General features: G+C 49.9%; 41 protein-coding genes. 5 read left to right on the top strand and 36 right to left on the bottom strand.

What is annotated here, in order from left to right:
- Nucleotides 1–3: 3 nt before the first annotated feature.
- Both smg and dprA read right to left on the bottom strand, forming a co-directional pair.
- A complete protein-coding gene (gene smg / locus VRC33_RS02120; RefSeq protein ID WP_158782194.1) occupies nt 4–477 on the bottom strand; it encodes a DUF494 family protein Smg in 474 nt (157 codons plus the stop codon).
- Nucleotides 449–1,573: a DNA-protecting protein DprA gene (dprA, locus tag VRC33_RS02115; protein WP_338560378.1), complete on the bottom strand. Its 1,125-nt coding sequence runs from the start codon at nt 1,571–1,573 to the stop codon at nt 449–451. Before dprA ends, smg begins: the two co-directional genes overlap by 29 nt.
- A gap of 127 nt (nt 1,574–1,700) precedes the next feature.
- Between dprA and def the strand changes: the two genes are divergently transcribed.
- The 5 genes from def to mscL all read left to right on the top strand — a co-directional run bounded on the left by def (nt 1,701) and on the right by mscL (nt 6,491).
- The gene (gene def / locus VRC33_RS02110) at nt 1,701–2,210 is read left to right on the top strand and encodes a peptide deformylase (protein ID WP_338560375.1); all 510 of its coding nucleotides are present in this window, start codon (nt 1,701–1,703) and stop codon (nt 2,208–2,210) included.
- 24 nt (nt 2,211–2,234) lie between these two features.
- A complete protein-coding gene (gene fmt / locus VRC33_RS02105) occupies nt 2,235–3,179 on the top strand; it encodes a methionyl-tRNA formyltransferase (protein ID WP_338560372.1) in 945 nt (314 codons plus the stop codon).
- A 46-nt stretch (nt 3,180–3,225) separates the two neighbouring features.
- Nucleotides 3,226–4,515, top strand: coding sequence for a 16S rRNA (cytosine(967)-C(5))-methyltransferase RsmB (gene rsmB, locus VRC33_RS02100; RefSeq protein WP_338576874.1), 1,290 nt, complete (start codon nt 3,226–3,228; stop codon nt 4,513–4,515).
- A gap of 61 nt (nt 4,516–4,576) precedes the next feature.
- The gene (gene trkA, locus VRC33_RS02095) at nt 4,577–5,953 is read left to right on the top strand and encodes a Trk system potassium transporter TrkA (RefSeq protein WP_338560367.1); all 1,377 of its coding nucleotides are present in this window, start codon (nt 4,577–4,579) and stop codon (nt 5,951–5,953) included.
- Nucleotides 5,954–6,080: 127 nt separating this feature from the next.
- Nucleotides 6,081–6,491: a large-conductance mechanosensitive channel protein MscL gene (mscL, locus tag VRC33_RS02090; RefSeq protein WP_338560365.1), complete on the top strand. Its 411-nt coding sequence runs from the start codon at nt 6,081–6,083 to the stop codon at nt 6,489–6,491.
- A 9-nt stretch (nt 6,492–6,500) separates the two neighbouring features.
- On the opposite strand, the gene VRC33_RS02085 is transcribed toward mscL, so the two are convergent.
- The 34 genes from VRC33_RS02085 to tuf all read right to left on the bottom strand — a co-directional run bounded on the left by VRC33_RS02085 (nt 6,501) and on the right by tuf (nt 23,777).
- On the bottom strand, nt 6,501–6,740 hold the full coding sequence (locus tag VRC33_RS02085) for an alternative ribosome-rescue factor A (protein WP_338560363.1): 240 nt from the start codon (nt 6,738–6,740) through the stop codon (nt 6,501–6,503).
- A 54-nt stretch (nt 6,741–6,794) separates the two neighbouring features.
- On the bottom strand, nt 6,795–7,214 hold the full coding sequence (zntR, locus tag VRC33_RS02080; protein WP_338564413.1) for a Zn(2+)-responsive transcriptional regulator: 420 nt from the start codon (nt 7,212–7,214) through the stop codon (nt 6,795–6,797).
- Nucleotides 7,214–7,585, bottom strand: a complete 372-nt coding sequence (locus VRC33_RS02075) for a DUF1992 domain-containing protein (RefSeq protein WP_338560361.1) — start codon at nt 7,583–7,585, stop codon at nt 7,214–7,216. Before VRC33_RS02075 ends, zntR begins: the two co-directional genes overlap by 1 nt.
- A 117-nt stretch (nt 7,586–7,702) precedes the next feature.
- On the bottom strand, nt 7,703–8,089 hold the full coding sequence (gene rplQ, locus VRC33_RS02070; protein WP_004160560.1) for a 50S ribosomal protein L17: 387 nt from the start codon (nt 8,087–8,089) through the stop codon (nt 7,703–7,705).
- A 40-nt stretch (nt 8,090–8,129) separates the two neighbouring features.
- Nucleotides 8,130–9,119 carry a DNA-directed RNA polymerase subunit alpha gene (rpoA, locus tag VRC33_RS02065; RefSeq protein WP_034899656.1) on the bottom strand — a complete coding sequence of 330 codons (990 nt, stop codon included), beginning with the start codon at nt 9,117–9,119 and terminating at the stop codon, nt 8,130–8,132.
- A 25-nt stretch (nt 9,120–9,144) separates the two neighbouring features.
- Nucleotides 9,145–9,765, bottom strand: coding sequence for a 30S ribosomal protein S4 (gene rpsD / locus VRC33_RS02060; RefSeq protein WP_338560356.1), 621 nt, complete (start codon nt 9,763–9,765; stop codon nt 9,145–9,147).
- Between the two features lie 33 nt (nt 9,766–9,798).
- Nucleotides 9,799–10,188 carry a 30S ribosomal protein S11 gene (gene rpsK, locus VRC33_RS02055; protein ID WP_034899652.1) on the bottom strand — a complete coding sequence of 130 codons (390 nt, stop codon included), beginning with the start codon at nt 10,186–10,188 and terminating at the stop codon, nt 9,799–9,801.
- Nucleotides 10,189–10,204: 16 nt separating this feature from the next.
- Nucleotides 10,205–10,561 (bottom strand): 30S ribosomal protein S13, encoded by a 357-nt coding sequence (rpsM, locus tag VRC33_RS02050; protein WP_338560350.1) that lies wholly within the window; start codon nt 10,559–10,561, stop codon nt 10,205–10,207.
- Between the two features lie 136 nt (nt 10,562–10,697).
- On the bottom strand, nt 10,698–10,814 hold the full coding sequence (gene rpmJ / locus VRC33_RS02045; RefSeq protein ID WP_013204118.1) for a 50S ribosomal protein L36: 117 nt from the start codon (nt 10,812–10,814) through the stop codon (nt 10,698–10,700).
- A 30-nt stretch (nt 10,815–10,844) separates the two neighbouring features.
- Complete coding sequence (gene secY / locus VRC33_RS02040; protein ID WP_306210028.1) at nt 10,845–12,176, bottom strand: preprotein translocase subunit SecY; 1,332 nt, start codon at nt 12,174–12,176, stop codon at nt 10,845–10,847.
- A gap of 7 nt (nt 12,177–12,183) precedes the next feature.
- Nucleotides 12,184–12,618 (bottom strand): 50S ribosomal protein L15, encoded by a 435-nt coding sequence (gene rplO, locus VRC33_RS02035; RefSeq protein ID WP_013204120.1) that lies wholly within the window; start codon nt 12,616–12,618, stop codon nt 12,184–12,186.
- Nucleotides 12,619–12,621: 3 nt separating this feature from the next.
- Nucleotides 12,622–12,801, bottom strand: a complete 180-nt coding sequence (gene rpmD / locus VRC33_RS02030) for a 50S ribosomal protein L30 (protein ID WP_004160569.1) — start codon at nt 12,799–12,801, stop codon at nt 12,622–12,624.
- Nucleotides 12,802–12,806: 5 nt separating this feature from the next.
- Nucleotides 12,807–13,307: a 30S ribosomal protein S5 gene (gene rpsE, locus VRC33_RS02025; RefSeq protein ID WP_013204121.1), complete on the bottom strand. Its 501-nt coding sequence runs from the start codon at nt 13,305–13,307 to the stop codon at nt 12,807–12,809.
- A gap of 14 nt (nt 13,308–13,321) precedes the next feature.
- Complete coding sequence (gene rplR / locus VRC33_RS02020; RefSeq protein WP_338560338.1) at nt 13,322–13,675, bottom strand: 50S ribosomal protein L18; 354 nt, start codon at nt 13,673–13,675, stop codon at nt 13,322–13,324.
- A gap of 9 nt (nt 13,676–13,684) precedes the next feature.
- A complete protein-coding gene (gene rplF / locus VRC33_RS02015) occupies nt 13,685–14,218 on the bottom strand; it encodes a 50S ribosomal protein L6 (RefSeq protein WP_338560336.1) in 534 nt (177 codons plus the stop codon).
- A 10-nt stretch (nt 14,219–14,228) separates the two neighbouring features.
- The gene (rpsH, locus tag VRC33_RS02010; protein ID WP_133847023.1) at nt 14,229–14,621 is read right to left on the bottom strand and encodes a 30S ribosomal protein S8; all 393 of its coding nucleotides are present in this window, start codon (nt 14,619–14,621) and stop codon (nt 14,229–14,231) included.
- 30 nt (nt 14,622–14,651) lie between these two features.
- Nucleotides 14,652–14,957, bottom strand: coding sequence for a 30S ribosomal protein S14 (gene rpsN, locus VRC33_RS02005; RefSeq protein WP_338560332.1), 306 nt, complete (start codon nt 14,955–14,957; stop codon nt 14,652–14,654).
- 13 nt (nt 14,958–14,970) lie between these two features.
- Nucleotides 14,971–15,510, bottom strand: coding sequence for a 50S ribosomal protein L5 (gene rplE / locus VRC33_RS02000; RefSeq protein WP_013204126.1), 540 nt, complete (start codon nt 15,508–15,510; stop codon nt 14,971–14,973).
- A 13-nt stretch (nt 15,511–15,523) separates the two neighbouring features.
- Complete coding sequence (rplX, locus tag VRC33_RS01995; RefSeq protein ID WP_338560329.1) at nt 15,524–15,838, bottom strand: 50S ribosomal protein L24; 315 nt, start codon at nt 15,836–15,838, stop codon at nt 15,524–15,526.
- Nucleotides 15,839–15,848: 10 nt separating this feature from the next.
- Complete coding sequence (gene rplN, locus VRC33_RS01990; RefSeq protein WP_004160583.1) at nt 15,849–16,220, bottom strand: 50S ribosomal protein L14; 372 nt, start codon at nt 16,218–16,220, stop codon at nt 15,849–15,851.
- A 167-nt stretch (nt 16,221–16,387) separates the two neighbouring features.
- Nucleotides 16,388–16,642 (bottom strand): 30S ribosomal protein S17, encoded by a 255-nt coding sequence (gene rpsQ / locus VRC33_RS01985; protein ID WP_338560327.1) that lies wholly within the window; start codon nt 16,640–16,642, stop codon nt 16,388–16,390.
- Nucleotides 16,642–16,833, bottom strand: coding sequence for a 50S ribosomal protein L29 (gene rpmC / locus VRC33_RS01980; protein WP_013204129.1), 192 nt, complete (start codon nt 16,831–16,833; stop codon nt 16,642–16,644). The genes rpsQ and rpmC overlap by 1 nt, the downstream gene beginning before the upstream one ends.
- Nucleotides 16,833–17,243 (bottom strand): 50S ribosomal protein L16, encoded by a 411-nt coding sequence (gene rplP, locus VRC33_RS01975; RefSeq protein WP_002438716.1) that lies wholly within the window; start codon nt 17,241–17,243, stop codon nt 16,833–16,835. The genes rpmC and rplP overlap by 1 nt, the downstream gene beginning before the upstream one ends.
- A gap of 12 nt (nt 17,244–17,255) precedes the next feature.
- The gene (gene rpsC / locus VRC33_RS01970) at nt 17,256–17,954 is read right to left on the bottom strand and encodes a 30S ribosomal protein S3 (protein WP_013204130.1); all 699 of its coding nucleotides are present in this window, start codon (nt 17,952–17,954) and stop codon (nt 17,256–17,258) included.
- Nucleotides 17,955–17,971: 17 nt separating this feature from the next.
- A complete protein-coding gene (rplV, locus tag VRC33_RS01965; protein WP_000447532.1) occupies nt 17,972–18,304 on the bottom strand; it encodes a 50S ribosomal protein L22 in 333 nt (110 codons plus the stop codon).
- Between the two features lie 14 nt (nt 18,305–18,318).
- Nucleotides 18,319–18,597, bottom strand: a complete 279-nt coding sequence (gene rpsS / locus VRC33_RS01960) for a 30S ribosomal protein S19 (RefSeq protein WP_013204132.1) — start codon at nt 18,595–18,597, stop codon at nt 18,319–18,321.
- A 16-nt stretch (nt 18,598–18,613) separates the two neighbouring features.
- Nucleotides 18,614–19,435: a 50S ribosomal protein L2 gene (rplB, locus tag VRC33_RS01955; RefSeq protein WP_338560320.1), complete on the bottom strand. Its 822-nt coding sequence runs from the start codon at nt 19,433–19,435 to the stop codon at nt 18,614–18,616.
- A gap of 17 nt (nt 19,436–19,452) precedes the next feature.
- Nucleotides 19,453–19,755: a 50S ribosomal protein L23 gene (gene rplW, locus VRC33_RS01950; protein WP_338560316.1), complete on the bottom strand. Its 303-nt coding sequence runs from the start codon at nt 19,753–19,755 to the stop codon at nt 19,453–19,455.
- Nucleotides 19,752–20,357 (bottom strand): 50S ribosomal protein L4, encoded by a 606-nt coding sequence (gene rplD / locus VRC33_RS01945; protein ID WP_338560313.1) that lies wholly within the window; start codon nt 20,355–20,357, stop codon nt 19,752–19,754. The genes rplW and rplD overlap by 4 nt, the downstream gene beginning before the upstream one ends.
- Before the next feature lie 10 nt (nt 20,358–20,367).
- Nucleotides 20,368–20,997 (bottom strand): 50S ribosomal protein L3, encoded by a 630-nt coding sequence (gene rplC / locus VRC33_RS01940; RefSeq protein WP_338560311.1) that lies wholly within the window; start codon nt 20,995–20,997, stop codon nt 20,368–20,370.
- A gap of 32 nt (nt 20,998–21,029) precedes the next feature.
- A complete protein-coding gene (rpsJ, locus tag VRC33_RS01935) occupies nt 21,030–21,341 on the bottom strand; it encodes a 30S ribosomal protein S10 (protein WP_001181005.1) in 312 nt (103 codons plus the stop codon).
- 336 nt (nt 21,342–21,677) lie between these two features.
- Nucleotides 21,678–22,154, bottom strand: a complete 477-nt coding sequence (bfr, locus tag VRC33_RS01930) for a bacterioferritin (RefSeq protein ID WP_338560309.1) — start codon at nt 22,152–22,154, stop codon at nt 21,678–21,680.
- 84 nt (nt 22,155–22,238) lie between these two features.
- A complete protein-coding gene (bfd, locus tag VRC33_RS01925; protein ID WP_338560306.1) occupies nt 22,239–22,433 on the bottom strand; it encodes a bacterioferritin-associated ferredoxin in 195 nt (64 codons plus the stop codon).
- 159 nt (nt 22,434–22,592) lie between these two features.
- Nucleotides 22,593–23,777: an elongation factor Tu gene (gene tuf / locus VRC33_RS01920; RefSeq protein WP_338560305.1), complete on the bottom strand. Its 1,185-nt coding sequence runs from the start codon at nt 23,775–23,777 to the stop codon at nt 22,593–22,595.
- Nucleotides 23,778–23,809: the final 32 nt, after the last annotated feature.

The following is a 23,809-nucleotide window of genomic DNA, read 5'->3' as shown; positions in this document are numbered from 1 at the left end:
TCTTCAGTGCACTATTCCTTCATTGACGTCGAAAAGAAGTTCTTCCATCTGTTGGTAAGCGTTTTCACATCCGGGAATATTGAACAACACCATCAGCACTACCCATTTGAGATCTTCAAGATCGAACTCGAGCGTATCCAGGGCCATAATCCGTTCGATAACCATTTCGCGGGTTTCGAGATTCAGTACCTGAATTTGCTCCAGGAACAAAATAAAGCCCCGACAGTTGGCATCTAAACGCTGGCTTTCTTCCTCGGTATAGATACGCATAGACAGCGGATCGGTAGCTAGCAGAATCGGAGCAACCAGCCCGTCCTGATAATCTGCAAGCTTTTCCAACCAGTTCAACGCATTATAAATATCTTCACGATGAAAACCGGCATCGGTTAAATCATCAGTCAATTTATCCTGGTCAACGCGCATTTCGGCTTCGTTGTGGATATACGTTTCAAATAAGTACATTAGTACGTCGAACATGGCTTGCCCTCCTCAATCGGACATAGCCGCCGGGTACAGCTGCGATCCACCCTGCTAACTCCAACTCAAGCAGCTTAGCTACGATAGCTGGCACAGGTTGGCCGGCACGTTCAGCGACGACGTCAACAGGTGTAACCTCATCTCCTACGTTAGCCAACACATCAGCAAATGGCAATGGAGTATTGCTCTCCCCGGGCGAATATATTGTGGAATCTGAGGCATCAGGCAGCCATTTCAGGTCGCTTTGTAATTGCTCGAGGATAGAATCAGGATGCGCGGTCAACATTGCCCCCTGTTGAATCAGCCAGTGAGTACCTTCACTTCCGGGGTTACCTATCGCGCCAGGCAAGGCATATACGTCCCGATTTTGTTCTAATGCAAGCCGCGCCGTTACCAGAGAACCACTGTTTAGTGTCGCTTCAATGACTAATACCCCAAGGCTTAGCCCGCTGATAATCCTGTTGCGGCGAGGAAAGTTGTGGGCCAGCGGTTTAGTTAATAAAGGATACTCTGAAATCACCGCGCCTCCCCGTTGGATGATCTCTTGAGCCAGAGAACTATGTTGCCGGGGATAGATATGGTTGAGCCCGCTGCCTAAAACTGCCAGTGTTTTACCGCCAACCTCCAGCGCTGCCCGGTGCGCTATCCCATCGATACCCAGCGCCAGGCCACTGGAGATAGTGATGTCATTCAAGGCTAATGCCTGAGCAAAAAAGGTTCCCCAGTTCCGCCCATATAGCGAACATTTACGGCTCCCTACGATGGCGATCTGTGGTGTTAACAAAACCTTGGGGTCTCCTGCGACATACAGAAGAGGAGGAAAAGAGGCAATATTTCTTAAACGCTCTGGATAGTCTGAACTGTCGCAGGTCACAATATGGTGCTGAGGATTTTCCAGCCAGCGAAATGTTTGTTCAATAACAGCGGGATTATAATTAAGAAATGCCTCGCATTGCTCATGCCTGAAGCCAGCCTGAATCAACTTTTCCCTACTGACGTTTCCTGTTTGTTGCAAACATGAGGCCATCCGTAAACGTTGTTGGCCTCTCATTCCGCTAACGCCTGAAAGACGCAGCCACATCTCCGCTGGTGTCATCGTCCAATCCTTGTTAGGCCTGAAAAGCGGCCCGGCTAACGTAGCGGGAATGCTGTCAATCACCGCCCGAAATGTCTACAATAAGAGAGATAAATATCTACTCCCTTGAACACAGATCTGGAAAGTTATGTCAGTTTTGCAGGTATTACATTTTCCTGACGAGCGCCTGCGCATCGTTGCGAAACCCGTTAAAGAAGTAAATGCAGATATTCAACGCATCGTTGATGATATGTTTGAGACGATGTATGCGGAAGAAGGCATCGGGCTGGCGGCCACTCAGGTCGATATCCATCAGCGTATTATCGTGATTGACGTTTCTGAAAATCGCGAAGAAAGGCTTGTGCTGATCAACCCGGAAATGCTGGAGAAATCCGGCGAAACCGGTATTGAAGAGGGCTGTCTCTCTATTCCGGAGCAGCGTGCGCTGGTCCCGCGTTCAGAGAAAGTGAAAATCCGTGCTCTGGACCGTGAAGGCAAAAGCTATGAGCTGGAAGCAGATGGTCTGCTGGCCATCTGTATTCAACATGAAATGGATCATCTGGTCGGTAAATTGTTTATTGATTACCTGTCCCCCATGAAGCGTCAGCGCATTCGCCAGAAACTGGAAAAGCTTTATCGCCAGAATGCCCGTGATTAAGACGAGCCTGAAGAAGGGAAGAGCGTGTCCGAAGCCTTAAACATTATCTTTGCCGGTACACCAGATTTTGCAGCGCGTCATCTTGACGCGCTGCTCTCTTCTGGCCATAACCTGGTCGGCGTATTTACTCAGCCGGATCGTCCTGCGGGCCGGGGGAATAAGCTAACGGCCAGCCCGGTTAAACTGCTTGCTGAGCAACGCAATATTCCTGTTTTTCAGCCAAAATCGCTTCGCCCGGAAGAAAACCAGCAGCTGGTTGCCGGACTGAATGCCGATGTAATGGTGGTTGTCGCCTACGGCCTGATTTTGCCTGCCCCGGTACTGGCAATGCCACGCCTGGGCTGTATTAACGTACATGGTTCATTGCTGCCAAAATGGCGCGGTGCCGCCCCTATCCAGCGTTCGCTCTGGGCGGGTGACAGCGAAACCGGCGTGACTATCATGCAAATGGATGTAGGGCTGGATACCGGCGATATGCTGCATAAACTTGCCTGTCCCATTGAGCCTGAAGATACCAGCGCCACACTCTACAATAAGCTGGCTGAATTGGGTCCGGAGGGGATGCTCACCACCCTGTCTCAACTGGCTGATGGCAGCGCCAGGCCGGAAGTGCAGGATGAATCCCTGGTAAGTTATGCCGAAAAACTCAGCAAAGAAGAGGCCAGACTCGACTGGAGCCTTTCCGCTGCGCAGTTAGAACGGTGTATTCGGGCGTTCAACCCCTGGCCGGTCAGTTACTTCATAATTGATGACCAGCCGGTAAAAGTGTGGAAAGCCACCCTCCTGCCTCATGCCGGAAAGCCGCCTGGCGAAATTGTGCAGGCTGATAAGAACGGTATTCAGGTTGCAACAGCCGATGGCGTACTGAATATTGAAGAACTGCAGCCTGCCGGTAAAAAACCGATGAAGGCGCAGGACCTGCTCAATTCCCGCCGGGAGTGGTTCATACCGGGCAATATTCTTGCCTGATGCTTCGCCCGACATCCCGTCGGGCTGATTTTGACTTGCGATCCCTATGAAAAAAAATACCAACCTGCGCAGCGTTGCTGCCCAGACTATCGAAAAAGTGGTCGAACAGGGCCAGTCGCTGAGTAACGTGCTGCCCGCTGCACAGAAATTACTGGCGGAGAAAGATGCCGCGCTCCTGCAGGAGCTCTGCTACGGCGTATTGCGGACATTGCCTCAGCTTGAATGGATTATTGGCCAACTGATGGACCGCCCTATGACGGGTAAACAGCGGACCATACACTTTTTAGTGATGGTTGGCCTTTATCAGCTGATGTATACCCGGATACCGGCGCATGCAGCGCTTGCTGAAACTGTTGAAGGGGCAGTGTCGTTGAAACGTCAGCAGTTTAAGGGGCTGATAAACGGCGTATTGCGCCAGTTCCAGCGTAAGCAGGAAGAGCTGACTCAGCGTATGAACGATGGCGATCAGCAATATCTTCATCCGAAATGGCTGCTGGAAAGGCTGAAACGTGCCTGGCCAGACAACTGGGAAACCATCGTTGAAGCCAATAACCAACGTCCCCCCATGTGGCTTCGCGTAAATCGCCAGCATCACAGTCGTGAAGGCTGGCTGGCTTTGCTACAGGAATCCGGTAAAGCTGCCTTTCCCTCTTCCCTTCATCCGGACGCACTGAGACTGGAGTCGCCTTGCCCGGTATCACAACTGCCAGGGTTCGATCAGGGATGGGTAACCATTCAGGATGCCTCTGCTCAGGGATGTGTGACGCTGCTTGATCCTCAAAATGGTGAGTCAATCCTCGATCTTTGTGCCGCACCCGGCGGGAAAACTACCCATATCCTGGAAGCTGCTCCCCAGGCAGACGTCATGGCTGTTGATATTGATGCACAGCGCCTGGCCAGAATTGACGAGAACTTGTTGCGGCTTAACATGACCGCAGAAGTGAAAGTGGGGGATGGCTGTTTCCCTGAAAGCTGGTGTGGCGATCGCCAGTTCGATCGAATTCTGTTAGATGCACCCTGCTCGGCAACCGGCGTCATTCGCCGCCATCCTGATATAAAGTGGTTACGCAGGGATCGCGATATTGCTGAACTGGCTGCCCTGCAACAGCAGATTCTGGATGCCATCTGGCCTCATCTGAAATCTGGCGGCACCTTGCTTTATGCAACCTGCTCTATTCTGCCAGAAGAGAATCATCAACAGGTTGCTTCTTTCCTGAGTCGTCATGAAGATGCCAGCCTGGCAGAAACTGGCAACGCAGAGCAACCAGGCCTGCAAGTCTTCCCCGCCACAGACGGTGGAGATGGTTTCTTCTACGCGAAATTGTTAAAACGATAGCTGCGCCGGCCGGTGAGATCTCCCGGCCATATCCACTTCCAACGAATCAGACTGAAGCACAATGAAAATAATCATTCTTGGCGCCGGTCAGGTCGGTGGCACACTCGCCGAAAACCTGGTTGGTGAAAACAACGACATTACTGTTGTAGATACTGATTCGACACGCCTGCGTCAGTTGCAGGATAAATTCGACCTGCGTGTTATCCAGGGACATGGTTCACACCCGCGTGTGCTTCGTGAGGCAGGCGCTGAAGATGCCGATATGCTGGTTGCGGTGACCAACTCAGATGAAACCAATATGGTCGCCTGTCAGGTAGCTTATTCACTGTTCAATACGCCCAATCGTATTGCCCGTATTCGTGCGCCGGATTACCTCCGGGATGCAGACAAACTCTTTATTCCTGAAGCGATTCCGATTGATCATTTAATCTCTCCGGAGCAACTGGTGATCGATAACATTTACCGGTTGATCGAATATCCCGGCGCCCTGCAGGTAGTGAATTTTGCCGAGGGCAAGGTCAGCCTGGCAGTGGTAAAAGCCTATTATGGCGGTCCACTGGTGGGAAATGCGTTGACTGTAATGCGCGAGCATATGCCGCATATTGATACCAGGGTAGCGGCTATCTTCCGCCAGGATCGTCCAATACGCCCGCAGGGGTCGACGATCGTAGAGGCGGGTGACGAGGTATTCTTTATTGCAGCCAGCCAGAATATTCGCGCGGTAATGAGTGAGTATCAACGTCTTGAAAAACCCTACAAGCGCATCATGATAGTCGGTGGCGGTAATATTGGCTCAGGTCTCGCTCAACGACTGGAAAAAAATTACAGCGTGAAGCTGATCGAGCGCGATCAACAACGGGCGGCTGAACTGGCGGAAGTTCTGCAAAACACTATTGTATTTCATGGTGATGCTTCGGATCAGGAACTGCTGGATGAAGAGCATATCGATCAAATCGATCTCTTTATTGCCATCACTAATGATGACGAAGCAAACATTATGTCGGCGATGCTGGCGAAGCGGATGGGTGCCAAAAAAGTCATGGTGCTTATTCAACGCAAGGCTTATGTCGATCTTGTGCAGGGTAGCGTCATTGATATCGCCATATCTCCGCAACAGGCCACCATTTCTGCTTTACTGGGACATGTACGCAAAGCCGATATTGTTGGCGTTTCCTCTCTCAGACGTGGCGTCGCGGAAGCCATTGAAGCTATTGCCCATGGTGATGAAACAACCTCCAGAGTAGTTGGCAAACCCATTGATGATATCAAACTCCCTCCCGGGACTATCATTGGTGCGGTTGTCCGTGGGGATGACGTAATGATTGCCAACAACAATCTGCGTATTGAACAGGGCGATCACGTGATTATGTTTCTCACCGATAAGAAGTTTGTTCCTGATGTGGAACGGTTGTTCCAACCCAGCCCATTTTTCCTTTAACTTTGGTCCGACGGCCCCGCTCCGTCGGTACTTTTATCCGGCTTGCCAGACATTTTCTCAGTAATCCGAATGGAAAAAACTCAATCGTTTGTTAGACTTTCAAATTGGCACAGGAAAGGAGATAACAATGAGTTTATTCAAAGAGTTTCGCGATTTTGCGATGCGCGGCAACGTTGTCGACCTGGCGGTCGGTGTCATTATTGGTGCCGCATTCGGCAAAATCGTGTCTGCTCTGGTGGCGAATATTATTATGCCACCGCTGGGGTTACTGATTGGTGGGGTAGATTTCAAATCCTTCGCATGGGTACTGAAACCTGCTGTTGGCGATACACCTGCCGTTATTATGCAATACGGTATCTTCATTCAGACCGTGTTTGATTTCATCATTGTCGCTTTCGCCATCTTTATGGCGGTCAAACTGATGAACAAGCTGCATAAGAAGAAAGAAGTCGAAAAACCTGTAGCAAAACCAGGTGCAGAAGAAGTTCTCTTAACTGAAATCCGTGACTTGCTTAAGCAGAAAAACGGCCAGCTCTGATTAATTTCTTCAGGCCAGTATAAAACCGCCATCGGCGGTTTTTTTATTCCTCAAAAGCAGAAGGCCAGTGGTAAAGCTCTCTTTACCACTGGCCTCCCAGTTACCCTTCTTATTGTATTTGTCCTTACGTCGGTAGCTCCCTTTCCCTTTCTGATTCACTTCAATACGGACTTTGAAAAGCGGGTCGTGTAACAGAGCCTCAAGCGCATTGTCCCGAATAACGCCTTTTTTATGTTGATAGCCTGACATGGTGTTTTCCTTCAGTGAGTGTCGGCAAGAATATAGATCTGACCTGATATAAAATCAATCCGCTGGAGAAATTTCTCCCTTTTCCAGTGCCTCAAGTATTGAGCAGTAAACGCTGCTGTGTGCCGTGCCACAGCAGGCATCGTTCAGCCTTTGCAGTGAGCGCTGCATATTCTGCAATTCGCCAATCATTGTTTCTACTTCGGTCAGGCGGGTCTGAACAATGGTTTTAGACTCGTGGCAGGTATGATGTTCTGGATCCACCCGGATCGACAGAAGCTCTCTTATTGCCTCCAGACTAAAACCCAACTGTCTGCCATAACGGATAAACTTCAGCCGCTGCAGATCGTTTTCACCGTAAAGACGAAATCCTCCTTCTGTACGGATTTCATGATCCATCATCTGCTGTTTTTCATAGTAGCGAATAGTATCTGGTGTAACCTCGGCTAACTTTGCGAGCTGTCCAATTTTGAACATCATTTTTCTCCTCTAAAGCGCTGGTTGAACTGGGTTTGGTATCTCCCTTTGAGAAATGATGTACTCATCCCTGCCTGCTTAAGTTTTAGCTCAAGGGGTAGTAGTTTTTTAGCATATTGCTGATAACTGGTATCGGATGGATCGATACCGGCAAGCAATTCGGAAAGTTCAACAGCCTCACGCCGTAGTTCCAGCTCGGGGGGAAGATGGCCTGAGTTCTTTAAAAGACGATAAGCTGCTCTGAGCTCAGCCGGGACATGGCTGTCATCATCCAGCACCACTCTTTTGCCACTTCCGGGAAGATTATCGAATTCACCTTTGATTTGAGCTTCAGAGATGTGTTGTTCTACCAGCTGATCAATTAGCCACATAGTTCTGCCCCGGTCATTTATATCAGGAAGAGAACAAGGATAACGCTTGTGGGGGGAGAAGGGGAATTTCAGATATAAAAAAACCGGGCAAGCCCGGTTTTTCCTTAGTGCAACAGATTACTCTGCTACAGCTTCTGCTTGAGCTTCTGGACGATCAACTAACTCGATGTAAGCCATCGGAGCGTTGTCACCAGCGCGGAAGCCACACTTCAGAATGCGAGTGTAACCACCGGCACGGCTCGCGAAACGCGGGCCCAGCTCGTTAAACAGTTTTGCCACGATCTCGTTATCACGAGTACGGGCGAATGCCAGACGACGATTAGCTACGCTATCGGTCTTGGCAAGAGTAATCAGCGGCTCAACTACACGACGCAGCTCTTTCGCCTTTGGCAGGGTCGTCTTGATAATCTCGTGACGAACCAAAGAGCCAGCCATGTTGCGGAACATAGCCTGACGATGGCTGCTGTTGCGGTTCAGTTGACGACCACTCTTACGATGGCGCATGACCTTATCCTTCTCAGTGAAACCTTAACCTGTGATCGGGTTATTCATCAGCGATGCTAGCGGGTGGCCAGTTTTCCAGGCGCATGCCCAGTGACAAACCACGAGAAGCCAACACATCTTTAATCTCAGTAAGAGATTTTTTACCAAGGTTAGGCGTTTTAAGCAGCTCAACCTCGGTACGCTGTACCAGATCACCGATGTAGTGGATAGCTTCTGCCTTAAGGCAGTTAGCAGAGCGGACAGTCAATTCCAGATCGTCAACAGGGCGCAGCAAGATCGGATCGAATTCTGGTTTCTCTTCTTTAACTTCTGGTTGACGTACATCACGTAAATCAACGAAAGCTTCAAGTTGTTCAGCCAGGATGGTAGCCGCACGGCGGATCGCTTCTTCAGGATCAATAGTGCCGTTGGTTTCCATTTCGATGACCAGCTTGTCCAGGTCAGTACGCTGTTCTACACGCGCTGCTTCAACATTGTAGGCAATACGCTCTACAGGGCTGTAACAGGCATCTACCAACAGACGACCGATCGGGCGCTCATCTTCTTCCGAATGAATTCGGGCTGAAGCCGGCACATAACCACGACCACGCTGAATTTTGATACGCATGCTAATAGCCGCGTTCTCATCAGTCAGGTGACAGATCACATGCTGAGGCTTGACGATTTCGACATCACCATCATGGGTGATATCGGCTGCAGTCACAGGGCCAATGCCAGATTTATTCAAGGTAAGAATAACTTCATCTTTCCCCTGAACTCTTACCGCCAGCCCTTTCAGGTTGAGCAGGATTTCCAGGATATCTTCCTGTACGCCCTCTTTGGTGCTGTACTCATGCAGTACACCATCAATTTCAACCTCGGTCACCGCACAACCCGGCATTGATGAAAGCAGAATACGGCGCAGTGCGTTACCAAGAGTATGGCCAAAGCCACGCTCTAAAGGCTCAAGGGTCACCTTGGCATGCGTCGAACTCACTTGCTCGATATCTACCAGGCGCGGTTTTAGAAACTCTGTCACAGAACCCTGCATTGTGTCCTCTCTTTGGTACTAAGCTTTACTTGGAGTAAAGCTCGACGATCAGGTGTTCGTTAATGTCCGCAGACAGATCGGTACGTTCAGGAATACGTTTGAACACACCTTCCATCTTAGTCGCATCAACTTCCAGCCAGGTTGGCTTTTCACGCTGTTCAGCCAGCTCCAGAGCGGCTTTCACGCGAGACTGCTTTTTGGCTTTCTCACGGATGCTAACAACGTCATTCGGAGTTACCTGATAAGAAGCGATGCTGACAACGCGGCCGTTTACCATGATAGATTTGTGGCTAACTAACTGACGTGATTCTGCACGAGTAGCGCCAAAGCCCATACGGTAAACTACGTTATCCAGACGACCTTCCAGCAGAGCTAACAGGTTTTCACCCGTGTTGCCTTTCAGACGTGCTGCTTCTTTATAATAGTTACGGAACTGACGCTCCAGCACGCCGTAGGTACGACGAACTTTCTGCTTTTCACGTAACTGAACGCCGTAATCAGACAGACGCGGTTTACGCGCACCGTGCTGACCAGGGGGTTGTTCAATCTTACACTTGGTATCAATCGCGCGAACGCCTGACTTCAAAAAGAGGTCGGTACCTTCGCGACGGCTCAGCTTGAGCTTAGGACCCAAATATCTTGCCATTATTCTTTCTCCAACATTCCTAAAAAACGGGCGTTATACGCGGCGTTTTTTCGGCGGACGACAACCGTTGTGAGGGATCGGAGTCACATCAGTAATATTCGTGATGCGGAAACCAGCTGCGTTCAGAGCACGAATCGTTGATTCGCGGCCTGGACCAGGACCCTTAACCATAACTTCCAGGTTCTTAATACCGTACTCTTTCACGGCGTCTGCACAGCGTTCGGCAGCAACCTGAGCTGCAAACGGAGTCGACTTACGAGAACCACGGAAACCGGAACCACCGGCTGTTGCCCAACCCAACGCGTTACCCTGACGATCGGTAATAGTTACGATGGTGTTGTTGAAAGATGCATGGACATGAGCCACGCCATCAGAGACTTGCTTTCTTACACGCTTGCGTGCACGAACTGGTGCCTTTGCCATTATTCAATCACCCCGATTATTTCTTGATCGGTTTACGCGGACCCTTACGGGTACGTGCGTTGGTCTTAGTACGCTGACCGCGCACTGGGAGACCACGACGATGACGTAAACCACGATAGCAGCCAAGGTCCATAAGACGCTTGATGCTCAGGGTGACTTCACGACGCAGATCGCCTTCAACAACAAATTTAGCAACTGCATCACGCAGAATGTCGATTTGTTCTTCAGACAGCTCACTGATCTTAACATTTTCAGCGATTCCCGTAGTAGCACAGATAGCCTGTGAACGGGTCTTGCCGATGCCGAAGATTGCAGTTAATGCAATAACGGTATGTTTGTGATCAGGAATGTTAATGCCTGCTATACGGGCCACTATGCACTCCTATTAAATTACTTATGCGTTCCATACCGAAAAGCCCGTTTTCAGGATACTCAAATGGAAACGCACAGACATACAAAAGATTGGCTGGCTAATCTAGCCAGCTCAACCCGACTTTGCAAGAAAAATATTAGCCCTGGCGCTGTTTATGCTTAGGCTCGGCGCTGCAAATTACACGAACGACGCCTTCGCGACGAACGATTTTGCAGTTACGACATAATTTCTTGACGGAAGCACGAACTTTCATTTTAACTCTCCGTAACTTCGTAGCGCCTGATTAACGGCCGTAGCCTTTCAGGTTTGCTTTCTTCAATGCAGACTCATACTGACTGGACATCATCAGAGTTTGCACTTGAGCCATAAAGTCCATGATGACTACCACTACGATCAGCAGTGATGTACCGCCGAAGTAGAATGGGACTTTCATCGCATCACGCATGAACTCCGGGATCAGGCAGATGAAAGTAATGTAGAGCGCACCGACCAAAGTCAGACGAGTCATTACTTTATCGATGTACTTCGCCGTCTGTTCTCCCGGACGAATTCCTGGTACAAATGCACCGGACTTCTTCAGGTTATCTGCTGTTTCACGCGGGTTAAATACCAGCGCTGTATAGAAGAAACAGAAGAAGATGATTGCAGTCGCATAGAGTAGCACATAAAGCGGTTGCCCGGGCTGCAAATACATCGAAATAGTCGTCAGCCAGTTCCAACCGGTACCGCCCCCGAACCATGAAGCAATGGTCGCCGGGAACAGAATGATGCTGGAAGCAAAGATTGCTGGGATAACCCCGGCCATATTCACTTTCAACGGTAAATGTGTGCTCTGTGCAGCATAGACACGACGGCCTTGCTGACGTTTCGCATAGTTCACCACAATGCGGCGTTGACCACGCTCAACGTAAACAACGAAGAAGGTCACTGCAAATACGAGAACTGCAACCAACAGTAACAGGAGGAAGTGCAGGTCGCCTTGCCGTGCTTGCTCGATAGTATGGCCAACGGCCGGCGGCAATCCCGCAACAATACCAGCGAAGATTATGATTGAAATACCGTTACCGATACCTCGTTCAGTAATCTGTTCACCCAGCCACATCAGGAACATTGTCCCGGTAACCAGGCTGACAACAGCAGTAAAGTAGAAGGCAAAGCCTGGATTTAACACCAGGCCCTGCATTCCAGGCATATTCGGTAAACCGGTAGCAATACCGATAGACTGAAATATCCCCAATACCAACGTACCGTAACGGGTGTACTGGCTAATCTTACGACGGCCAGCCTCCCCTTCTTTCTTGATTTCTGCCAACGCTGGATGAACCACCGTCAGTAGCTGGATAATAATAGAGGCCGAAATATACGGCATAATACCCAGGGCAAAGATAGAAGCACGGCTGAGAGCACCACCAGAGAACATGTTAAACATTTCAATGATGGTGCCACGCTGTTGCTCAAGCAGTTTGGCAAGTACAGTGGCATCGATACCAGGGATCGGAATAAAAGAACCAATTCGGAAAACAATCAGCGCACCAATAACAAACAGAAGTCTGCGTTTTAGTTCGCCAAAACCACCCTTGGCACTTTGAAAATCTAATCCTGGTTGCTTAGCCATCTGCTACTTATTCCTCAATTTTACCGCCAGCAGCTTCGATTGCAGCACGAGCGCCTTTAGTGACACGCAGACCGCGAACCGTTACCGGTGCAGAGACTTCGCCAGACAGGATAACTTTAGCGAATTCAATCTGAATACCGATAATGTTGGCTGCTTTCAGCGTGTTCAGGTCGACGATGCCGCCCTCAACTTTCAGCAGGTCAGACAGACGAACTTCAGCTGTAACCATTGCTTTACGCGAGGTGAAACCGAACTTCGGCAGACGACGGTACAGAGGCATCTGGCCGCCTTCGAAACCGCGACGTACGCCACCGCCAGAACGAGAGTTCTGACCTTTGTGACCACGACCAGCGGTCTTGCCGAGGCCAGAACCGATACCACGACCTACACGCTTCGCAGCGTGCTTAGACCCTTCGGCCGGAGACAGAGTATTTAAACGCATCTGTTACTCCTCCACTTTAACCATGTAGGAAATCGCGTTAACCATACCGCGTACAGCTGGCGTGTCTTCACGCTCTACGGTGTGGTTAATACGACGCAGACCCAGGCCCAGCAGCGTTGCCTTATGTTTCGGCAAACGACCGATCGAACTACGGGTTTGAGTAATCTTAATAGTCTTAGCCATGGTCATTACCCCAGAATGTCTTCAACGGATTTGCCACGCTTGGCAGCGACCATTTCTGGGGAATTCATGTTGCCCAGGCCATCCAGCGTTGCACGAACCACGTTAATCGGGTTAGTGGAACCGTAGGCTTTAGCCAGAACGTTATGAACCCCAGCGACTTCCAGTACGGCGCGCATTGCACCGCCGGCGATGATACCGGTACCTTCAGAAGCCGGCATCATGAACACGCGAGACCCAGTGTGCACGCCTTTAACAGGGTGCTGCAGGGTGCCGTTGTTCAGCGCGACATTGATCATATTGCGACGAGCTTTTTCCATCGCTTTCTGGATCGCTGCTGGAACTTCACGCGCTTTTCCGTAACCAAAACCGATACGACCGTTACCGTCGCCAACTACTGTCAAAGCAGTGAAGGAGAAGATACGACCGCCTTTAACGGTTTTAGATACGCGATTAACCGCGATCAGCTTTTCCTGCAGTTCGCCAGCTTGTTTTTCGATGTGTGCCATCTTACAACTCCACCTTAGAACTGTAGGCCAGCTTCACGGGCAGCATCTGCCAGTGCCTGGACACGACCATGATATTGGAAACCAGAGCGGTCGAAAGAAACATTTGTGATGCCTTTTTCGATTGCGCGCTCAGCAACTGCTTTACCAACAGCGGCGGCGGCGTCTTTGTTTCCAGTGTACTTCAGCGGCTCACTGATTGCTTTTTCTACAGTAGAAGCAGCAACCAGAATTTCAGAGCCGTTAGGAGCAATTACCTGTGCGTAAATATGACGCGGGGTACGATGTACCACCAGGCGAGTTGCACCCAGCTCTTTGAGCTTACGGCGTGCGCGGGTCGCACGACGGATACGAGCAGATTTCTTATCCATAGTGTTACCTTACTTCTTCTTAGCCTCTTTGGTACGCACGACTTCGTCGGCGTAACGAACACCTTTGCCTTTATAAGGCTCAGGACGACGGTAGGCGCGCAGATCAGCTGCTACCTGACCAATCAGCTGTTTATCAGCGCCTTTCAGCACGATTTCAGTCTGAGTTGGACATTCAGCAGTGATTCCGGCTGGCAGCGCATGTTCAACGGGGTGAGAGAAGCCCAGGGCCAAACTCACTGCGTTGCCTTTAATGGCTGCACGATAACCTACACCAACCAGCTGCAACTTCTTAGAGAAGCCTTCGGTAACACCGATAACCATACCGTTCAACAGTGCACGAGAAGTACCAGCCTGCGCCCAACCATCCGTGAAGCCTTCGCGCGGAGCGAAAGTCAGGGTGTTGTCAGCATGCTTAACTTCTACAGCAGCGTTCAAAGTACGAGTCAGCTCGCCGTTTTTACCTTTAATCGAAATAACCTGACCGTCGAGTTTTACCTCTACGCCGGCAGGAATCACGACAGGTGCTTTAGCAACACGAGACATAAATTCCTCCTTAAGCTACGTAGCAGATAATTTCGCCACCAAGACCAGCCTGGCGCGCTGCACGATCGGTCATAACACCTTTAGAGGTAGAAATAACAGCGATACCCAGTCCTGCCATAACTTTTGGCAGTTCGTCTTTGCGCTTATAAATGCGCAGACCTGGACGACTAACACGCTGAATGCTTTCTACCACAGCCTTGCCCTGGAAATACTTAAGAGTCAGTTCCAGTTCTGGCTTGGTGTCGCCTTCGATTTTAAATTCTTCAATATATCCTTCTTCCTTCAGCACGTTGGCAATAGCCAATTTCAGCTTGGAGGAAGGCATGGTGACCGCAACTTTGTTCGCGGCTTGACCGTTACGGATACGGGTCAGCATATCCGCGATCGGATCTTGCATGCTCATCTGTCTTTACTCCCGTGATTCAATTGGTAATTACCAGCTAGCCTTTTTCAAGCCAGGTACTTCACCGCGCATGGCGGCTTCACGCAACTTGATACGGCTCAACCCGAACTTGCCCACGAAACCATGTGGACGGCCAGTTTGGCGGCAGCGATTACGCTGACGAGACGGGCTGGAATCACGCGGCAGAGTTTGCAGCTTGAGAACAGCATTCCAACGATCTTCGTCGGATGAGTTCACATTCGAAATGATAGCTTTCAGTTCCTCGCGTTTAGCGCGGTACTTGTCAGCCAGTTTCACGCGAACGACTTCGCGTGCTTTCATTGATTGCTTAGCCATCAGTAACCCTGCCTTACTTGCGGAACGGGAAGTTAAAAGCAGCCAACAGTGCGCGGCCTTCATCGTCAGATTTCGCAGTAGTGGTAATGGTAATATCCAAACCACGAACGCGGTCGACTTTGTCGTAGTCGATTTCTGGGAAGATGATCTGCTCACGAACGCCCATGCTGTAGTTTCCACGGCCATCAAATGACTTAGCGGACAAGCCACGGAAGTCACGGATACGTGGTACAGCAATAGAAATCAGTCGCTCGAAGAACTCCCACATGCGCTCGCCACGCAGAGTTACTTTACAGCCGATCGGATAGCCCTGGCGGATTTTGAAGCCTGCAACTGATTTGCGTGCTTTAGTGATAAACGGCTTTTGACCGGAGATTGCTGCCAAATCAGCTGCTGCGTTATCCAGCAGTTTCTTGTCAGCGATCGCTTCACCAACACCCATGTTCAGGGTGATCTTCTCGACCCGAGGGACTTGCATGACAGAATTGTAGCTAAACTCAGTCATGAGTTGTTTAACTACTTCGTCTTTGTAGTAATCATGCAGTTTCGCCATCGTATACTCCAAATTACTTGATAGTTTCGCTGTTAGACTTGAAGAAACGGACTTTTTTGCCGTCTTCGAATCTAAAGCCTACACGGTCCGCCTTGCCGGTGGCAGTGTTGTAAAGTGCAACGTTAGAAACCTGCAGAGCAGCTTCCTTTTCAACGATGCCACCTGGTTGGTTCAGGGCCGGAACCGGCTTCTGATGTTTCTTAACCAGGTTGATACCTTCAACAATGACCTTGCCAGAAGACAGGACATTTTTAACTTTACCGCGCTTACCTTTATCTTTGCCGGTCAGCACGATAACTTCGTCATCGCGACGGATTTTAGCTGCCATTTTTCGCTCCTTAGAGTACTTCTGGTGCCAGAGAGATAATTTTCATGAACTTTTCAGTACGAAGTTCACGAGTTACCGGCCCAAAAATACGCGTTCCGATAGGCTGCTCGCTGTTATTATTTAAAATAACGCATGCATTACCATCGAAGCGAATGACAGAACCGTCCGGGCGACGAACACCCTTCCTGGTGCGCACCACTACCGCTTTCAGCACATCACCTTTCTTAACCTTACCGCGAGGAATTGCTTCCTTGATGGTAATTTTGATGATATCGCCTACGCCTGCGTAGCGACGGTGCGAGCCACCCAGAACCTTGATACACATTACGCGACGTGCACCGGAGTTGTCGGCGACGTTCAGCATAGTCTGTTCTTGGATCATTTTAGTGCTCCGCTAATGTCAACTACTACTTCGGGACCTGATTCAGGTCGTATAAAAACCCCAATATTGAGGGCGCAGCATTATAACACTGCTTCTCGCATATGGGTAGAAAAAATAAACGGCCCAGACGAGCCGTTTATCTTATTTTTTAGAGAGCGCAGATTCTATTACAGAATCGCTTTCTCTACAACGCGAACCAACGTCCAGGACTTAGTCTTGGACAGTGGACGGCATTCACGTATTTCTACCTTGTCGCCAATTCCACATTCGTTGTTCTCGTCATGTACGTGCAGTTTAGTCGTACGCTTGATGAATTTACCGTAGATAGGGTGTTTCACAAAACGTTCGATAGCTACAACAATGGATTTCTCCATTTTGTCACTAGTCACACGACCTTGCAGAGTACGGATTTTATCGGTCATTACGCACCCGCCTTCTCAGTCAGTAAAGTCTTTACGCGTGCAACATCACGACGCACTTGCTTCAACAGATGAGACTGTTGCAGCTGGCCGGATGCTGCCTGCATGCGCAGGTTAAACTGCTCACGCAGAAGGTTAAGCAGCTCTGTGTTCAGCTCTTCAACGCTTTTTTCACGCAGCTCTGTTGCTTTCATTACATCACCGTCTTAGTTACAAAGGTGGTTTTGATAGGCAGTTTTGCTGCTGCCAGCTTGAATGCTTCACGGGCAAGCTCTTCCGGAACGCCGTCCATTTCATACAGGACTTTACCCGGCTGGATCAAGGCAACCCAATACTCCACGTTACCTTTACCTTTACCCATACGCACTTCCAGCGGCTTCTCGGTAATTGGTTTGTCCGGGAATACACGGATCCAAATTTTACCTTGACGCTTAACTGCACGGGTCATAGCACGACGTGCTGCTTCGATCTGACGAGCGGTCAGACGACCACGGCCAACAGCTTTCAAACCGAAAGTACCGAAGCTAACATCCGTACCCTGCGCCAGACCACGGTTGCGGCCTTTATGCACTTTACGGAATTTTGTACGCTTTGGTTGTAACATCAGCGACTCTCCTTACTTACGGCTTTTACGCTGCTGCTTTTTAGGTTGAGCAGCCGGTTCCGGTTGTTCAACAGCAGCCATACCACCCAGGATCTCACCTTTGAAGATCCATACCTTAACGCCGATTACACCATAAGTGGTGTGCGCTTCAGAGGTGTTATAGTCAATGTCAGCACGCAGGGTGTGCAACGGCACGCGGCCTTCACGGTACCATTCGGTACGCGCGATTTCAGCACCGCCCAGACGGCCACTAACTTCGACTTTAATCCCTTTAGCGCCCAGACGCATTGCGTTCTGTACAGCACGCTTCATAGCACGACGGAACATCACACGACGCTCCAGCTGTGAAGTGATGCTGTCAGCAACCAATTTAGCGTCCAGTTCCGGCTTACGGACTTCGGCGATATTGATCTGTGCAGGAACGCCAGCGATATCCGCTACGACCTTGCGCAGTTTTTCTACGTCTTCGCCTTTCTTACCGATCACGATGCCAGGGCGAGCAGTGTGAATAGTCACACGGATGCTCTTAGCTGGACGCTCGATAACGATACGAGATACAGACGCTTTTGCCAGTTCTTTAGTCAGGAACTGACGTACTTTAAAGTCGCTGTCCAGGTTGTCAGCGAATTCTTTGGTATTTGCGAACCAGGTAGAGTTCCAGGCTTTGACAATACCCAGGCGAATACCATTAGGATGTACTTTCTGACCCATTGCTAGTCTCCAGAGTCTCAGCGATCGGACACAACCACAGTAATGTGGCTGGTGCGCTTCAGGATGCGATCTGCACGACCTTTTGCACGAGGCATAATGCGCTTCATGCTTGGGCCTTCGTCAACGAAGATCTTCGTGACTTTCAGATCATCAATGTCCGCGCCATCGTTGTGTTCGGCGTTAGCAATGGCAGATTCCAGAACTTTCTTGACCAGTACAGCCGCTTTCTTATTGGTGTAGGTCAAAATGTCCAGAGCCTGCGACACTTTCTTACCGCGTACAAGATCTGCTACCAGGCGAACCTTCTGAGCAGAAGAACGAGCGTGGCGATGTTTAGCTATAGTTTCCATCTCTTCCTCCTACCTTAGCGTTTCTTGGCTTTCTTATCAGCCGTGTGGCCGCGATAAGTACGGGTCGGTGCAAATTCACCCAGTTTGTGGCCGACCATTTCGTCGGATACAAAGACAGGAACGTGCTGACGACCATTATGGACAGCGATGGTCAAACCGATCATGTTAGGGAAGATCGTTGAACGACGGGACCAGGTGCGCAAAGGCTTCTTGTCTCCGCTTTCCACCGCTTTCTCTACCTTCTTCAGCAAGTGCAGGTCAATAAAAGGACCTTTCTTGAGAGAACGTGGCATGGCTTATCCTCTAAAATTATTTGCTACGGCGACGTACGATAAATTTATCAGTACGCTTGTTGCTACGGGTCTTCTTACCTTTGGTCTGAACGCCCCACGGGGTTACCGGGTGCTTACCAAAGTTACGACCTTCACCACCACCGTGTGGGTGATCGACTGGGTTCATCGCAGTACCGCGAACGGTAGGACGAACACCACGCCAACGAGCAGCACCGGCTTTACCCAGAACGCGAAGCATGTGCTCAGCGTTACCGACTTCACCCAGGGTAGCGCGGCAGTCAATTTCGACTTTACGCATTTCACCTGAACGCAGACGCAGGGTAACGTAGGAACCATCACGAGCAACGATCTGCACGTAAGCACCGGCTGAGCGAGCAATCTGACCGCCTTTGCCTGGTTTCATTTCTACGTTATGCACGGTAGAACCCACTGGGATGTTACGCATTGGCAGGGTGTTACCTGCTTTGATCGCAGCATCAACGCCAGACTGAATCTGGTCACCAGCTTTCAGGCCTTTAGGGGCCAGGATGTAACGGCGCTCGCCATCTTTGTACAGAACCAGTGCGATGTTCGCAGAGCGGTTCGGATCGTACTCAAGACGTTCAACGGTTGCCGGGATACCATCTTTGTTGCGTTTGAAGTCAACAATACGGTAAGCCTGCTTGTGACCACCACCGATATGACGGGTAGTGATGCGACCATTGTTGTTACGGCCACCGGATTTGCTGTTTTTCTCTACCAGCGGGGCGAATGGTTTGCCCTTGTGCAGCTCCGCGTTCACCACTTTAACTACGTGACGACGACCCGGAGATGTCGGTTTACATTTAACAACTGCCATTGTTCTTCTCCTCCGACTTACTCAGCGCCGCCGACGAAGTCCAGATTCTGGCCTTCTTTCAGGGTGACGTAAGCTTTTTTCCAGTCGTTACGACGACCAATACGCTGTCCGGAACGTTTAACTTTCCCTTTAACTACCAGGGTGTTAACGACCTCTACTTCCACTTCGAAAAGCTTCTGTACAGCGGCTTTGATTTCTGCTTTGGTCGCGTCTTTAGCAACTTTGAGAACGATGGTATTTGTTTTTTCCATCGCAGCAGATGCTTTTTCAGATACGTGCGGCGAGCGCAGTACTTTCAGCAGACGTTCTTCACGGATCATGCCAGCATCTCCTCAACTTGCTTAACTGCGTCAGCAGTCATAACGACTTTGTCGAAGGCGATCAGGCTAACTGGGTCGATACCCGCTGCATCACGTACGTCAACCTTGTACAGGTTACGCGCGGCCAGGAACAAATTCTCTTCCAGTTCGCCAGTGATGATCAGCACGTCTTCCAGAGCCATGTCTTTCAGTTTCTCTACCAGCAGCTTAGTTTTAGGTGCTTCCAGAGCGAACTGCTCGACAACGATCAGACGATCTTGACGTACCAGTTCGGACAGGATGCTTTTCAGCGCGCCGCGGTACATCTTTTTATTTACTTTTTGACTGTGATCCTGTGGCTTCGCAGCAAAGGTCACACCACCTGAACGCCAGATTGGGCTCTTTACAGAACCTGCACGCGCACGGCCGGTGCCTTTCTGGCGCCACGGCTTTTTGCCGGAACCAGTTACTTCAGCACGAGTCTTCTGAGCACGAGTACCTTGACGGGCACCTGCTGCATAAGCAACAACAACCTGATGTACCAGCGCTTCGTTGAAGTCACGACCGAAGGTAGTTTCGGAAACAGTCAGCGCGCTTTGCGCGTCTTTCAATACTAATTCCATTGCTATCCCCTTACGCCTTCACAGCTGGTTTAACGATCAGGTCGCAACCGGTAGCACCGGGTACTGCACCTTTAACCAGCAGCAGGTTGCGCTCAGCGTCAACGCGTACCACGTCCAGGCTCTGAACGGTTACGCGCTCATTACCCATCTGGCCTGCCATTTTCTTGCCTTTGAACACTTTGCCCGGAGTCTGGTTCTGACCGATAGAACCCGGAACGCGGTGAGACAAGGAGTTACCGTGAGTAGCATCCTGAGTACGGAAGTTCCAGCGCTTAACAGTACCGGCAAAACCTTTACCTTTAGATGTACCAGTCACGTCAACTTTTTTCACGTCAGCGAAAATATCAACGTTAATGCTCTGACCTACGGTGAATTCAGCGCCTTCAACAGTGCGGAACTCCCAAAGACCACGGCCAGCTTCAACGCCAGCTTTAGCAAAATGGCCTGCTTCAGGCTTAGTAACACGGTTTGCTTTTTTAGCACCCGCAGTTACCTGGATAGCAGTGTAACCGTCGTTTTCCAGGCTCTTAACCTGAGTCACGCGGTTTGCTTCAATTTCAATCACGGTTACTGGGATAGAAACGCCATCTTCAGTGAAGATACGAGTCATGCCCACTTTTTTACCGACTAAACCAATCATTGTTTCAACCTCTCAATCGCTCAATGACCTGATTAACCCAGGCTGATCTGCACGTCTACACCTGCAGCCAGATCCAGACGCATCAGAGCATCAACCGTTTTTTCAGTTGGCTCAACGATGTCAACCAGACGCTTGTGAGTGCGAATTTCATACTGATCGCGCGCGTCTTTGTTGACGTGCGGGGAGATCAGAACGGTAAAGCGCTCTTTGCGGGTCGGCAGCGGGATGGGACCACGCACCTGCGCACCAGTGCGCTTGGCAGTCTCAACAATTTCCGCAGTTGATTGATCAATCAGACGATGATCAAACGCTTTAAGACGGATACGGATTCTTTGGTTCTGCATGAGACCAGAGCTCCAATTATTTATAAACGAAAAAAATTACTACTCATACCCATTACGATTGATGGGTGAGTGTAATCGTCTGCACATAACTCCCCTATTGGGAGTATTGTCAGGTGAGCTGATTGCTCGCCTGCGGTTCAGATTGAACCGGGCCGTCATTTCTGACAAGCCCGCGCATTATACGTGGCTCAGCGTTTAACGCAACCTGTTTCTATAGAGCGGATAAGTGAGAAGAAGGGAGGGCTGACTGGAATACAAAGACTAAAAATGCGAACGCCGCTGAACTCTCTGTTTCAGCGGCGTAAATTTGTACAACGACATTGCGGCTACCCTGCCCTACTCTTCTACTTTTATTTGTGACTGCAGATAATTTTGCGTACCTATCTTACCGATCAGCTCAAGCTCGGTTTCAAGAAAATCGATATGCTGCTCTTCATCTTCCAGAATCTTAATCATCATATCCCTGCTGACGTAATCATGAACCTTATCCGCATAAGAGATGGCTTCGCGCAAATCTTTTGCGCCTTCAAGCTCCAGTTGCAGATCGGATTGCAACATCTCTTCCACATCTTCTCCAATGCGTAACCTGCCAAGATCTTGCAGATTTGGGAGCCCCTCGAGAAATAATATGCGTTCAATATATTTATCAGCATGTTTCATTTCATCGATCGACTCATGATACTCAATGTCGTTCAGACGCATCAGTCCCCAGTTTTTGAACATCCGCGCATGCAGGAAATACTGATTGATGGCAACCAGCTCATTTCCAAGCAGTTTATTAAGATGACTTATGATTTTTATATCGCCCTTCATTTTGCTTCCTCCGCTTCCAGTTAATCAAATCGTAGACGCGGAATGAGGGAAGTCAAAAAACCATGACTAAATATAGGGAGATTATCAGGCGATCTCTTTGTACTGCGGAACATGCTGTAATTCTTCATCCATGATTTCGCGTGCGGCGCGGATACATTTACCGCATTGCTTGCCAACCGGGACCAGTTGACGGAGATGCTGTATGGATTTGGGTTGATAACGGCGGACCACTTCGCGGATGGTTTTGTCACTCACAGCATTACACAAACAGACGTACATTTTGCCACTCCAGTACAATTTCTGATCATAGTGTAAATGCGAATCGTTTTTATTACAATGCCTGGCGAATCTGTCCGGATTGCGGACATAAAAAAAGAGCACCTGAGTGCTCTCTTTATTTGCTATGGCGGAGCAAGCTCCGCCTCAGGCTATCAGCAATTAAGCGATAACTTTAGCAACAACGCCCGCACCAACAGTACGGCCGCCTTCACGGATTGCGAAACGCAGACCGTCATCCATCGCGATTGGGTGGATCAGGGTAACAACCATCTGAATGTTGTCACCTGGCATTACCATCTCAACGCCTTCTGGCAGTTCGATGGTACCGGTCACGTCAGTAGTACGGAAGTAGAACTGAGGACGGTAGCCTTTGAAGAACGGAGTATGACGGCCGCCTTCGTCTTTGGACAGAATGTAAACTTCTGACTCAAACTTGGTGTGTGGCTTGATGGTACCTGGCTTAGCCAGAACCTGGCCACGCTGGATATCTTCACGCTTGATACCACGCAGCAGAACACCACAGTTCTCGCCTGCACGACCTTCGTCCAGCAGCTTACGGAACATTTCAACGCCGGTACAAGTTGATTTCACAGTATCTTTGATACCAACGATTTCAACTTCTTCACCAACCTTGACGATACCGCGCTCTACACGACCGGTAACAACGGTACCACGGCCAGAGATAGAGAACACGTCTTCGATTGGCAGCAGGAAAGGCTTGTCAATGGCGCGCTCTGGTTCTGGAATGTAGTTATCCAGGTGGCCAGCCAGCTCAATGATTTTCTCTTCCCACTCAGCTTCGCCCTGCAGTGCTTTCAGTGCAGAACCGCGAACAATTGGCAGGTCATCACCAGGGAAGTCGTAAGCAGACAGAAGTTCACGAACTTCCATCTCAACCAGCTCCAGCAGCTCTTCGTCATCAACCATGTCACATTTGTTCATGAACACGATGATGAAAGGAACGCCAACCTGGCGACCCAGCAGGATGTGCTCACGGGTCTGAGGCATAGGGCCGTCAGTCGCAGCTACAACCAGGATAGCGCCGTCCATCTGAGCAGCACCGGTGATCATGTTTTTCACATAGTCGGCGTGGCCCGGGCAGTCAACGTGCGCGTAGTGGCGAGTCGGGGTGTCATATTCAACGTGTGAAGTGTTGATGGTGATACCACGAGCTTTTTCTTCTGGCGCGTTATCGATCTGGTCGAATGCACGAGCAGAACCACCGTAGGTTTTAGCCAGAACGGTAGTGATAGCAGCAGTCAGGGTAGTTTTACCGTGGTCAACGTGTCCGATGGTACCAACGTTGACGTGCGGTTTGTTACGTTCAAATTTCTCTTTAGCCACGACGATATTCCTTACTTTAATGCTCTCACTCC

It is taken from the genome of Erwinia sp. E_sp_B01_1 (genome assembly GCF_036865545.1).
GTDB lineage: Bacteria > Pseudomonadota > Gammaproteobacteria > Enterobacterales > Enterobacteriaceae > Erwinia.
This window is presented reverse-complemented; position numbering and strand designations above follow the sequence as displayed.